The organism is Hymenobacter negativus, assembly GCF_016056375.1.
GTDB classification, from domain to species: Bacteria; Bacteroidota; Bacteroidia; order Cytophagales; family Hymenobacteraceae; genus Hymenobacter; species Hymenobacter negativus_A.
On the sequence record NZ_JAEDAE010000007.1, the window covers coordinates 90,348 to 103,754 of the forward strand.

General features: G+C 65.0%; 5 protein-coding genes. 3 read left to right on the forward strand and 2 right to left on the reverse strand.

Annotated elements, in window-relative coordinates; translation table 11 throughout:
- Positions 1–90 precede the first annotated feature (90 nt).
- From I7X13_RS15075 to I7X13_RS15085, 3 genes are all read left to right on the forward strand, one after another.
- Positions 91–4,419 carry an InlB B-repeat-containing protein gene (locus I7X13_RS15075; protein WP_198076130.1) on the forward strand — a complete coding sequence of 1,443 codons (4,329 nt, stop codon included), beginning with the start codon at positions 91–93 and terminating at the stop codon, positions 4,417–4,419.
- 71 nt (positions 4,420–4,490) lie between these two features.
- The gene (locus I7X13_RS15080) at positions 4,491–9,164 is read left to right on the forward strand and encodes an InlB B-repeat-containing protein (protein ID WP_198076131.1); all 4,674 of its coding nucleotides are present in this window, start codon (positions 4,491–4,493) and stop codon (positions 9,162–9,164) included.
- 92 nt (positions 9,165–9,256) lie between these two features.
- Positions 9,257–10,708: a T9SS type A sorting domain-containing protein gene (locus I7X13_RS15085; protein ID WP_198076132.1), complete on the forward strand. Its 1,452-nt coding sequence runs from the start codon at positions 9,257–9,259 to the stop codon at positions 10,706–10,708.
- A gap of 120 nt (positions 10,709–10,828) precedes the next feature.
- Here I7X13_RS15085 and I7X13_RS15090 read toward each other — a convergent pair whose 3' ends face one another.
- Together I7X13_RS15090 and I7X13_RS15095 are read right to left on the reverse strand one after the other, a co-directional pair.
- The gene (locus I7X13_RS15090; RefSeq protein ID WP_198067396.1) at positions 10,829–12,142 is read right to left on the reverse strand and encodes a T9SS type A sorting domain-containing protein; all 1,314 of its coding nucleotides are present in this window, start codon (positions 12,140–12,142) and stop codon (positions 10,829–10,831) included.
- 233 nt (positions 12,143–12,375) lie between these two features.
- On the reverse strand, positions 12,376–13,368 hold the full coding sequence (locus I7X13_RS15095; RefSeq protein WP_198067397.1) for a glycosyltransferase family 2 protein: 993 nt from the start codon (positions 13,366–13,368) through the stop codon (positions 12,376–12,378).
- Positions 13,369–13,407: the final 39 nt, after the last annotated feature.

The following is a 13,407-nucleotide window of genomic DNA, read 5'->3' on the forward strand; positions in this document are numbered from 1 at the left end:
GCTCCGGCCGGTGCTGCAGCAGCCATCGATACCTATTCATTTCTTCATCCACCTCACGCTTATATCCGATGCATCCGCACCAGTTTCGCCATGAAAAGTGTTTTAATTGTTGTTTTTTGCGCCTTGCTGCTGGTGGGCGGCCAGCCACTGCGCGCGCAGACACCGCCTGCGGGCTTCACATCCACCATTGTTTCCTCGGGCTGGAATGAAGCCGTCGGCTTCACCTTCAATAGCACGGGCAGCAAGATGTTTGTCTGGGAGCGGCCGGGCAAGGTGTGGGTGGTGGTGAACGGCCAGCGCCAGCAGCTCATCGACATCACCGAAGAAGTAGGGGCCTGGGGCGACCACGGCCTGCTGGGTTTTGCCCTCGACCCCAACTTCAACACCAACGGCTACATGTACCTGCTCTATGTGGTGGACCGGCACTACCTGCTGAACTTCGGCACGGCCAATTATAGCGCTACCACCAACGACTATTACAGCGCCACCATTGGGCGGCTCACACGCTACACGGCCACGCCCAGCGGCACGGGCTACACCGTGAACCCGGCCAGCCGCAAAATCCTGCTCGGGGCTACTAAGACCACGGGCATCCCCTCTGTTCACGACGGCCACTGCACCGGCTCGCTGGTGTTTGGCACCGACGGCACTTTGCTGGTATCAACCGGTGACGGGGCCCACTGGGCGCCGGATTTAGGCAGCTACAACGAAACGTACTACGCGGAGGCGCTCGCCGATGGCATCATCTCCGCCAAGGAAAACGTGGGCGCCCTGCGCGCCCAGCTGGTAGACTGCCTAAGTGGTAAAATCCTGCGTCTGGACCCTGCCACCGGCAACGGCGTACCCAGCAACCCCTTCTACGACGCGGCCAACCCCGCCGCTGCCCGCTCCCGGGTGTGGACGCTGGGCCTGCGCACGCCTTTCCGCATGAGCCTACGGCCCGGCACCGGCAACCCCGACCCCACGCAGGGCAACCCCGGCACGCTCTACGTGGGCATGGTGGGGGCCTCCACCTGGGAAGAAATTACGGTGGTGGACCGCCCCCGCGTGAACCTGGGCTGGCCGATTTTTGAAGGACTGACACCATATCCGGCGTTCACCAATTCGAACGTGTATAACCGCGACGCCCCCAACCCGCTCTACAACACAGGGGGCTGCACCAAACAGTTTTTCTACTTTACGGACCTCATCAAAGCGGCCACGCCGAGCGGCACGGCCACGTTCACCAACTCGTGCAATACGGCGCAATCGATTCCGGCCAGTATCCCCACCTTCGTGGACACCCGGCCGCTCATCGACTGGGCGCACAGCAGCACCGGGCCGGCACGCACGGGCACCTTCAGCGGCAGCACGCCTACTACCGCCAACATCGGGGCAGCGGGCTCGCCGGTGAGCGGGCCGCAGTTTGGGGGGAATTCGGTGACGGGCGGGGTTTTCTATCCTTACACCGACTTCCCGGCCCCCTACGCCAACTCCTATTTCTTTGGGGACTACGTGGGCGGCTGGATAAAGAGCATGACCGTGGATGCCAGCAACCAGCCCAGCGTGGTGCGCAATTTCGTGGACAACGGGGCCGTGCCGGTATTCTTCGGCACCAGCCCGGGCGAAACGGGCTTGTTCTACGTCAACTTTTACCCCTCGGAAATTCGCAAAATCAGCTACGTGACCACGGCCAGCCCGCCAGTGGCCGTGGCCACTTCCAATAAAACCTTTGGGATGGGGCCGCTTGCGGTGCAGTTCACCGGCAGCGCCTCCACCGACCCCAACGGCGGGGCGCTGACCTACCGCTGGGACTTCGGCGACGGCACGCCCACCAGCGCGGCCGCCAACCCCAGCCACACGTTTTCGCCGCCTACTTCGGCCCCCACCAACTACACCGTTACGCTCACCGTGACCAACCCGCAGGGGCTTAGTAACCAGGCAACGCTGACGATTTCGGCCAATAATACGCCGCCGCAGGTCACCATCACCAGCCCGGCCGCGGGCACGCTCTACCCGCTCACGGGCAACACCATCTACCAGCTGGCGGCCACCGTGACCGATGCCGAGCAGAGCGGACACCTGCTCAGCTACCAGTGGCAGACCATCCTGCACCATCTCACGCACCAGCACCCCGACCCGGTGGACACCACCCGGCAGACCAGCACCACCATTGGCCCCTACGGCTGCGGGGCCGAAACTTATTACTACACCGTTTCGCTGACCGTGACCGATGCCGGGGGCCTCTCGACCACCCAGGAAGTGCGCCTCGACCCCGATTGTACCACGCCCAGCTTCACGCTGGTGAATGCCGATGCCGCGACCGATGTCGACATTCAGCCCCTGACCAACGGCGCAATTCTGAACCTGGCCACGCTGCCCACCCGCAACCTGAACATTCGGGCCAATGCCGACCCCACCACCACCGGCAGCGTGGTCTTCGCCCTCACCGGCCCGCAGAACCAGTCCTTGACCGAATCAGCGGCGCCCTTTGCGCTATTCAGCGATGTGAACGGCGACTACAACCCCTGGACGCCGCCGGTGGGCAATTATCAGCTCACGGCTACTGGCTACAGCGGAGCCAATGGCACCGGCACCGCCCGCCCGCCCCTCACGATAAACTTCACGGTGACGGATTCGAACCCGCCCGGGCCGTTCACGCTCACCACGGCCACGGTGGGCACGGGCACGGTGGCGAAGAACCCGAACGCGACGAGCTACGCCAGCGGCACGAGCGTGACGCTCACGGCCGCACCGGGGGCGGGCTTCCAGTTCTCCGGTTGGAGCGGGGACGCGAGCGGGACGACGAATCCGCTGACGGTGACGATGAATTCCAACAAGACCATCACGGCCACGTTCATGGCGACTACGGGCGGCGGTTCGTACGCGTTCTACCGGGCCGTCAACCTGGGCGGGCCGGCCCTCACGCTGGATGGCAACGCCTGGGGCGGCAGCACAGCGGCCAACTACTCGACCAACGGCTCGGCCTTTGCCAACCAGGCCGTCACGCTGATTCCGGCCACCGATGCCACGCGGGCCAGCATGGTTCGGGATGCGGTGTTCGGCCCCAACCTGAGCGTGACGCTCTCGGCCGTGCCGGCCGGCGCGTACCAGGCCTACCTCTACGTGTGGGAGGACAACAGCCCCGAGGTGATTAACCTGTCCTTGAACGGGCAGAGCGTGCGTGCCAACTATAACACCGGCCCGGCCGGCACCTGGGCGCGGCTAGGGCCTTACAACGTGACGCTGGCCGCAACTGGCAGCGTGGCCTTCACCAGTACCGGCGGCTGGCCAAATTTCTCGGGCGTCGAGCTCTGGCAGCAAACCGGCGGCACCCCGACTACTTACACGCTCACCACCGCCACGGTGGGCAGCGGCAGCGTGGTGGCCTCGCCCGCGCAGGCCACCTACGCCAGCGGCAGCACCGTGAGCCTGACGGCTACGCCAGCGGCGGGCTACCAGTTCAGCGGCTGGAGCGGGGATGCGACGGGGACGGCCAATCCATTGACCGTGACGATGAACGGAAACAAGAACATCACGGCCACCTTCACCGCAACTACGACCACCAGCTACACGCTGACGGTGAACACCACGGGCACGGGTACGGTGAGCAAGAATCCAAACCAAGCCACGTATGCCAGCGGCACGAACGTGGTGCTCACGGCCACGCCGGGGGCGGGCTATGCTTTCACGGGCTGGAGCGGCAGCGCCACGGGCAGCACCAACCCGCTCACGGTAGCCATGACGGCCAACAAGACCATCACCGCCACCTTTACGGCTACCTCGGGCGGGCAGCAGCTCACCGGCTATGTGTTGGTGAATGCCACGAATGGCACCGACATCCAGGCCCTGACATCGGGCGCGACGCTGAACCTGGCCACGCTGCCCGGCAGCCTGAATGTGCGGGCCACCACCAATCCGACCACGGTGGGCAGCGTGGTCTTTGCCCTGAGCGGGACCCAAACCCAGAACCAGACCGAATCAGTGGCCCCGTATGCGCTGTTTGGCGACAACGGGGCGGGCACCTATAATCCCTGGACGCCGGCGGCGGGCAGCTACACGCTCACGGCCCGGCCCTACACCGGCGGCGGGGGCACGGGCACAGCCGGCACGCCCCTCACCATCACCTTCAGCGTGAGCAATGCGGCGGCGCGCGTGGCGGCGGCGGCTACTAGTTTCTCCGGTGTGGCCCTGGCTGTGGCTTACCCCAATCCCTCGCCCAACGGGCACTACCGCCTGCTGCTACCGGGCACCTTCCAAGGCGCGGTGCGCTACCGGCTGGTTTCGGTGCTGGGGGCCACGCTGGCCCAGGGCACGCTGCCGGCCGGCGCGCGCACGGCCGAGCTGGACTTTGCCCAGCCGCTGTCGGGCACCAGCCTGAGCTACCTGCTGCTCGACGACGGCCGTCTCACGGCCCGCCTCAAGCTGCTGCGGCAATAATCCCGGCTGTTGCCGGCCCAACTGGTCTTTTCAATCTGTCTTTTTTTCTGCAAATCCACTTTCTCACCACCATGAAATCTTCGCTCACCTGTTTTATGCTGGCATTTTTGCTGGCTTGCTGTTGCGGCCGGGCGCAGGCCCAGACTCCTCCCACGGGTTTTACCTCCACCACCGTTTCTTCGGGCTGGAATGAGGCAGTGGGGCTTACTTTCAATAGCACGGGCAGCAAGATGTTTGTCTGGGAGCGGCCGGGCAAGGTGTGGGTGGTGGTGAACGGCCAGCGCCAGCAACTCATCGACATCACCGAAGAAGTAGGGGCCTGGGAAGACCAGGGTCTGCTGGGCTTTGCCCTCGACCCCAACTTCAACACCAACGGCTACATGTACCTGCTCTATGTGGTGGACCGGCACTATTTGATGAACTTCGGCACGGCCAGCTATGACCCCACGGCCAACGACTACTACAGCGCCACCATCGGGCGGCTCACACGCTACACGGCCACGCCCAGCGGCACGGGCTACACCGTGAACCCGGCCAGCCGCAAAATCCTGCTCGGGGCTACCAAAACCAACGGCATCCCGTCCACTTTCAACGGCCACGTCACGGCGGCGCTGCAGTTCGGCTCCGATGGCACCCTGCTGGTGGCCACCGGCGACGGCGCTCACCCATACCCCGACTTCGGGGCCTGGACGGCCACCTACGCGCCCCAGGCCCTGGCCGATGGCATCATCAAAGCCAAGGAAGATGTGGGCTCGCTGCGCGCCCAGCTGGTGGACTGCTACAACGGCAAAATCCTGCGCCTCGACCCCAGCAACGGCAATGGCATCGCCAGCAATCCGTATTACGACGCCGCCAACCCCGACGCGCCCCGCTCCAAGGTGTGGGCCCTGGGCTTCCGCAACCCGTTTAGGATGACGCTGAAGCCCGGCACCGGCAGCACCGACCCCACCCAAGGCAACCCGGGCACCATTTACCTGGGCGACGTGGGCGCGGCCAACTGGGAGGAAGTGGATGTGGTGAGCGGCCCCCGGCAGAACTTCGGCTGGCCCTTGTTTGAGGGCCTGACGCCCTACGACGCCTTCACCACCTCGAACGTGTATAACCGCGACGCCCCCAACCCGCTCTACAATACGGGCGGCTGCACCAATCAGTTTTTCTACTTCCAGGACCTCATCAAGCAGGCCACGCCCACGGGCACGGCCACGTTCCCCAATTCCTGCAACACGGCCCAGACAGTGCCCAGCAGCATTCCCACCTTCGTGCACGTCCGGCCGCTCATCGACTGGGGACACCCGGCCACCGGGCCGTCGCGCACGGGCACCTTCAGCGGCAGCACGGCCACTACCGCCAACATCGGGGCGGCGGGCTCGCCGGTGACGGGCTCGCAGTTTGGGGGCAGCGCGTCTACGGGCGGGGTGTTCTATCCCTACACCGACTTCCCACTGCAGTACCGGAATACCTACTTTTTTGGCGATTATGTGGGCGGCTGGGTTAAAAACCTGACCGTGAACAGCAGCAACCAGCCCAGTGCGGTGGGCGACTTCGTGCCCAGCGGGGCCGTGCCGGTGGCCTTTGCCACCAGCCCGGGCGAAACTGGGCTGTTCTACGTCAACTTCTATCCGTCGGAAATCCGCAAAATCAGCTACGTGACCACGGCCAGCCCGCCGGTGGCCGTGGCCACTTCCAATAAAACCTACGGCCCCGGCCCGCTCGCGGTGCAGTTCACCGGCAGTGGCTCGAGTGACCCCAACGGCGGGGCGCTGACCTACCTGTGGAACTTCGGCGACGGCACGGCCACCAGCACCAGTGCCAACCCCAGCCACACGTTTTCGCCGCCCACTTCGGCCCCCACCAACTACACCGTCACGCTCACCGTGACCAACCCGCAGGGGCTTAGTAACCAGGCAACGCTGACGATTTCGGCCAATAATACGCCGCCGCAGGTCACCATCACCAGCCCGGCCGTAGGCACGCTGTACCCACTCACGGGCAACACCACCTACCAGCTGGCGGCCACCGTGACCGATGCCGAGCAGAGCGGACACCTGCTCAGCTACCAGTGGCAGACCATCCTGCACCACCAGAGCCACGAGCACCCCGACCCGGTGGACACCACCCGGCAGACCAGCACCACCATCGTGCCCTACGGCTGTGGCACCGAAACCTACTACTACCGCATTGTGCTCACGGTGACCGATGCCGGGGGCCTCTCGACCACCCAGGAAGTGCGCCTCGACCCCAATTGCAACGCCACCAGCTTCACGCTGGTGGATGCCGATGCCGCGACCGATGTCGACATTCAGCCCCTGACCAACGGCGCAATTCTGAACTTGGCCACGCTGCCCACCCGCAACCTGAACATTCGGGCCAATGCCAACCCGGCCACTACCGGCAGCGTGGTCTTCACTCTCACCGGCCCCCAAAACCAGAACCAGACCGAGTCGGTAGCGCCCTACGCGCTGTTCAGTGATGTGAATGGCGACTACAACGCCTGGACGCCGCCGGTAGGCAATTATCAGCTCACGGCCACGCCGTACTCGGGCAGCGGCGGCACCGGCACGCCGGGCACGGCGCTGACCGTCAGCTTCACCGTCACGGATACCGGCACGCCGGGGCCATTCACGCTCACCACGGCCGTGTTTGGCAGCGGCACCATCACCAAAAGCCCCAATCAGACCACCTACGCCAACGGCACCAACGTGACGCTGACGGCCACGCCGGCGGCAGGCTTTGCCTTCACGGGCTGGAGCGGCGGGGCCACCGGCACCACCAATCCGCTCACGGTGACGATGAACGCCAATAAATCCATTACGGCCACCTTCACGTCCACTTCCACGCAGCAGCTGACCAGCTTTACCCTGGTAAGTGCCGACAGCAACGCCGACATTCAGACCCTGACCGCTGGCGCGACGCTGAACCTGGCCACGCTGCCCACCCGCAACCTGAACATCCGGGCCAATACCAACCCCGGCACCGTGGGCAGCGTGGTCTTCGCGCTGAGCGGCGCCCAAACCCAGAACCAGACCGAGTCGGTGGCGCCTTACGCGCTGTTTTCGGACACTGGCGGCGCCTACGCCCCCTGGACGCCGCCCGTGGGCAGCTACTCGCTCACGGCCGCCCCCTTCACCAATGCCGGGGGTGGCGGCACGGCCGGCACGCCGCTCACGCTGGCCTTCAGCGTAATCGACCAGGCGGGCCCCACCTACACGCTCACCGTGAATACCGTGGGCAGCGGCACGGTATCGAAAAATCCGAACGCGGCCAGCTACGCCAGCGGTACCAATGTGATGCTGACGGCCACACCCGCCACCGGCTACACGTTCACGGGCTGGAGCGGCGGGGCCACGGGCAGCACCAATCCGCTCACCGTGGCCATGACCGCGAACAAGTCCATCACCGCCACCTTCACCGCCGTGCCTACTTATACCCTCACCGTGAACACCACCGGCAGCGGCACCGTGACCAAAACGCCCAACCAGACCAGCTATGCCAGCGGCAGCACGGTCAGCCTCCAGGCCACGCCGGCGGCGGGCTATACTTTCAGCGGCTGGAGCGGCGGGGCCACCGGTACTACCAATCCGCTCACGGTGACCATGACGGCCAATAAAACCATTACGGCCACCTTCACTGCAACAACGACCACCTACACGCTTACCACGGCCACCGTGGGCAGCGGCACCATCACCAAAAACCCGAACCAGACCACCTACCTGAGTGGCACCAATGTGGTGCTCACGGCCACACCCGCCACCGGCTACACGTTCACGGGCTGGAGCGGCGGGGCCACGGGCAGCATCAATCCGCTCACCGTGGCCATGACCGCGAACAAGTCTATCACGGCCACCTTCACCGCCACGCCAACAAACTACACCCTCACCGTGAATACCGTGGGCAGCGGCACGGTAACGAAAAACCCGAACGCAACCAACTACGCCAGCGGCACCAATGTGGTGCTCACGGCCACACCCGCCACTGGCTACACGTTCACGGGCTGGAGCGGCAGCGCCACGGGCACCACCAATCCGCTCACCGTGGCCATGACGGCCAACAAGACCATCACCGCTACTTTCACCGCCAGTGGCCAGCAGGTGACGAGCTTGATACTGGTGAATGCCGATTCCGACGTCGACATCCAACCCCTGACCACGGGCGCGGTGCTGAACCTGGCCACCCTGCCCACGCCCAATCTCACGGTGCGGGCCACCACCAGCCCAGCCACCGTGGGCAGCGTGCTCTTTGTGCTCAGCGGCGCGCAGTCGGTGAATCACAACGAAAATCTAGCCCCCTACGCCCTATTTGCTGATTCCAACGGCGACTACAATCCCTGGACGCCGGCCATTGCGGTGGGTAGCTACACCCTCACCGTCACGCCCTACTCCGCCGCTGACAATGGCGGCACGGCGGGCACCCCGCTCAGCGTGAGCTTCACGGTGACCAATCAAGCGGCCCGCGTCGCGGCGGCTACGGCTGCTTCGCCCACCAGGCCATCCCTTGGGCAGGCGGCTGCCTACCCCAACCCATCCGCCGATGGTCGCTACTTCCTGCGCCTGCCCGATGCCCTGCATGGCGCGGTGCGCTACCGCCTGCTCACAGCGCTGGGGGCCACCGTGGCCACCGGCACCCTCCCGGCCGATGCCCCGGTGCAGCGCCTCGATTTCTCCCATGAAATCAACGCCGCCGGGCTCTATTACCTGCTGCTCGAAAACGACCACGCCGCCGCCCAGCTCAAGCTGCTGCGGCAGTAGTCCCTGCGACCCCACTGCTTTCCCTCGTGGCCCGGACCGGGCCACGGGGGATTTTTTCATCCCCTCTATGTTTCACCGTTCAGGTCTGTGGTATGGTGCATCGGTTACACACGCTGTGGCTGCTAAGCGGCTGCTTCGCCGGACTATTGGCCGCGCCAGCCACCGCGCAAACGCGCATTCTGTTTGTCGGCAATAGCTTCACGCACGGCAATACTACCCCGGTGCTGAACTACAACGCCGCTGGTATTACCGACGAAAACTACGGCCTGCCACCCAGCAGCCCCCGCTACCAGGCCGACCCGGCCATGCCCGGCCCTTGGGGAGGCGTGCCAGGTATTTTCAAAAAAATGACCGACCAGGCCGGCCGGGCCTACGACGTGCACATGGAGGCCGTGAGCGCCGCCGCGCTCTCCTACCATTACACCAATGCACTGGGGGTGATGCAGCAAGGCCCTTGGGACCAAGTGGTGCTACAGGAGAATAGCTTCCAGCCCCTGCCCGTGGCCCGCACTGGCCGCCCCGCCGATTTTCTGAACTACGCCACCCGCCTCGAACAGGCCGTGCACGCCGGCAGCCCCGCCGCCAGGGTCTACTTGTTCCAGACCTGGGCCCGGGCCGATATGACCTACCCGGCCGGTCAGCCGTATTCGGGCCTGCCCATTGATACCATGGCGCGTGACCTGCGCCGGGCCTACGCCTACCTGGCCGGCCAAAATCCGCGCATCGCCGCCGTGGCCGCCGTGGGCGATGCCTGGCTGCGGGCCATACAGGCCGGCGTCGCCGTCCGTAACCCGTACAACAACTCCAACCCCGGCCTGCTCAGCCTGTGGGGGCCCGACAACCTGCACGCCAGCAAGTGGGGCTCGTACCTGGCCGCCTGCGTGCTGTTTGCTCAGCTCACCGGCCTCGACCCGCGCACGCTCGGCCCCGCCGAGCAGGCCGCCGTGGCCCTCGACATCACCGGTCCCACCGCCGTGGCCTTGCAGCAAGTCGCGTTTCAGCAGGTATTCATGTCCGCCGAGGCGCTGCCCGTGGTGCTCACCAGCTTCGCCGCCCAGCGCCAGGCTGCTGGCGTGCGGCTGCACTGGGCCACCGCCACCGAAGAGCAAAATGCCCGCTTCGATGTGCAGCGCAGCCCCGATGGCGTGGCTTTTGTCACCATTTCCAGCGTGCCGGGACATGGCACTACGCTACTGCCCACCCGCTACACCGTGCTCGATGCCTTGGCCCCGGTGTCCACGTCGTACTACCGCCTGCGGCAGGTAGATGTGAGCGGCGCGGCCACCTACTCGCCGGTGGTGGCGGTGGGGCCGGCGGCCGCGCTGGTGTCGCTCTACCCTAACCCCGCCCGGGAGCGGCTTTTCATAATGGGTCAGGCCGCCACCGCCTACCGCGTGCGCAATTCCCTGGGCCAGGTGTTGCGGCAGGGCTCCATGCCCACCGGGCAGGCCACCGTGGAGCTGGTCAGCCTGCCCGGCGGCCTCTACCAGCTAGAGCTGGAGACGGCTGCCGGGCAGGTACGGCGCACGTTTACCCGGGAGTAGCGCTGGGGCAAACCGCTTGGCTTGTGGCTTGGGTACGGGATAGGCATTACGAAACAAGCCGGGCCATCAGACTGAGCGTAGTCAGCCTGATGGCCCGGCTTGTTTGCCGCGTTGGCTCAGCTACGGCAGCACAAAGCGGCCCGCGTAGCTGCCGCCCGCATTGGTGAGGTGCAGCACGTAGGTGCCAGCCGCCAGCCCAGTCACCGGCAGTGTGCCACTGCCCGAAGCCGCCAGCCGGTACCGCCCCAGCCGCTGCCCCATGATGGAATACAGCACCAGTTCCTCGGTGCCGGTAGCAGGCCCAAGGAAAGTGTAGTGCAGCAGGCCATCGGCCGGCGTAGGCACGTAGGCCTGGAGCGGAGCCGGAGCCGCACCAGGCACCACGGTCACCACCCGCACCGGCGAGTAGGTGCTCGTGCCGTCCACATCCACCTGCTGCAGTCGGTAATACAGCTTGCTCAGGTTAGAAGGCAGTTGCTTGTCGATGTATTGGTAGGTCTGCGGCAGAATGGTGTTGCCGTGGCCGGGCAGGTGGGCCACCGAGATGAATTCACGCCCATCGACGCTGCGCTGCACCACGAATTCCTTGTTCTGCTCCTCGGTGGCTGTGTTCCAGCGCAACTGCACCGCGCCTGCTTGCAGCGGCTCGGCCAGAAACGCCGTGAGGCGCACCGGCAGCGCGGGAGCCACCACCACGAAGCTAATGGTGAGGCCCGACCCCTGGGTGCCACCGCCCTGCGCCGCGTCAAAAGTCATGGCCGTGAGCGTATAAGTGCCGCTTACTGGCGTCCAGGCGGCATAATCCCCGTTCAAATCGCTGTACAGCGCATATGGAGCCTGGTTTTCGATGCCCGAATGAGTTTGGGGGCCGGTGAGGTCAAAAGTCACGCTGCCTACCGTGGCCGGGTTGGTGTTGGCCCGGATGTTCAGGTTGGAAGTGGGCAGTGAGGCCAGCGTGAGCGTCATGCCGGACGTCATGGTCTGAATGTCGGTATCGGTATCGGCATTCACCAGCGTAAAGCTCGTGATGCCGCCCACCGAATTTACCACCGTGAAGCTGAGCGTGAGCGGCGCGCCGCTGTTTCCCGTCCCGCCCGGGTCGTCGAAGGGCGTGGCCAGCAGCGAGTAGCTGCCCACGGGCGGCGACCACGGAAAATAGTCGCCCTGATAATCGCTGAACAGCGCGTAGGGCGCAAAATCCTGCGTCTCGTTGCGGGTTTGGGCCCCGGTCAGGTTCATCACCACGCTGCCCGGCAGGGGCAGGTCGGTATCGGCCCGGATATTGACGTTGCGGGTGGGGAGCGTAGCTAGGTCTATTACCATGCCCGGCGTCATGGCAAAAAGGTCGGTGTCGGTGTCGGCATTCACCAGGGTGAAGCCCGTGATGGAGGCCGCCGCCGCCGCTGTGCCTGTGCCAATTATTTGAGTGGGCAATAAGGGGCTAATCCAAGTGAAAAGACTGATTAACAGCGGTAAGTAGACCTTGATTTTCATATCTGGAAAGCGTTAAAGTGGGTACTTCGTCGGCTCGCCCGGATGTTGGCATCGCCTGCCTATATCCCTAGATGAGTTATAACAAATATAATATATATAATTAAACAAAAAATATTAATTTTCTCATAAAGTTTCCCGCCAAGTGAGCGAATGCATGCCGGTTGCGGACCGGGCTACACCGGTTCGGCCACCCGGCGTTCGGGGTGCGCGCGCCGCGCTGGTCCCGGCTGAGCTGCCCGCTGCTGAATGCGCCGCCGCGTGGCCCAGATGCCGCGCCAGTGTTGCCACACGTAGCGGTAGGCGCGCAGCGAATGCCGCTCCAGCAGCAGGCAGTAGAGCAGAATGCCCAGCTGCCGGGGCAGCGCCCGCAGCCACAGGCCCGGCAGCTGCCGGGTGGGCGGGTTTTTGAGCAGCAGCAGCCACTGGTTTTTCACAGCATCGGCCTTGATGGTGCCGTTCAGGCGCAGGCGGCGGCGCAGGTCGGCGGGCCGGAACTCGCGCGGGTGCAGGGCCCGGCAGGCGGGCTCAAACAGCGTGGTCCAGCCATAGAGACGGCCGCGCCAGGCAATGTCCCAATCCTCTTTGTGAGCGAAAAAACGCTCGTCAAAAAACTGCCCGTCCACCCGCAAATCATCGATGAAGGCGCGGCGATAAAGCGGCAGCGCGCCATCGGCCCCATCTACCGGGCCGGCCGTGAGGGGCGTTTCGGAGAGCAGCTGGCCGTGGTGGCGCAGCCGGAAGCGGCCATCGGGCAAGGCCTCTAGCCCGGTACTGTCGATGCGCGGGGCGGCACCCGGGTTTTGCAGTAGCAGCCCGCACACGGTGCCCGCGCCGGGGTGGGCGCGCAGCGTGGCCATGGCCCGGCCCAGGTAGTTCACGGCCATCTCAATATCGGGGTTCACCAGCAGCACGGCCTCCGAAGTGGTGCGGTCGAGGGCGTAGTTGTGGCCGCCGCAGAAGCCGGTGTTGCGCGGCAGCGGGTGCAGGCGCACACGGGCATCGGTGGCGGCCAGGGCGGCCACACGGGCGCAGGTGTCGTCGGCCGAGGCATTGTCCACCACCCACACCTCAAAGTCGGCATACGTTTGGGCCAGTATCGAGCGCAGGCAGGCTTCAATGACGTCGGCGCTGTTCCAGCTGACGACGGAAATCAGAACGGAAGGCATGGCGAAATTTTGGAAGGTTGGAACAGTGCTACCGCGCTG

Bases quoted from the DNA above. Each gene is read 5' to 3' on its own strand.
- I7X13_RS15075 (WP_198076130.1), top strand. From the start codon at position 91: ATGAAAAGTGTTTTAATTGTTGTTTTTTGCGCCTTGCTGCTGGTGGGC.
- I7X13_RS15080 (WP_198076131.1), top strand. From the start codon at position 4,491: ATGAAATCTTCGCTCACCTGTTTTATGCTGGCATTTTTGCTGGCTTGC.
- I7X13_RS15085 (WP_198076132.1), top strand. From the start codon at position 9,257: ATGGTGCATCGGTTACACACGCTGTGGCTGCTAAGCGGCTGCTTCGCC.
- I7X13_RS15095 (WP_198067397.1), bottom strand. From the start codon at position 13,368: ATGCCTTCCGTTCTGATTTCCGTCGTCAGCTGGAACAGCGCCGACGTC.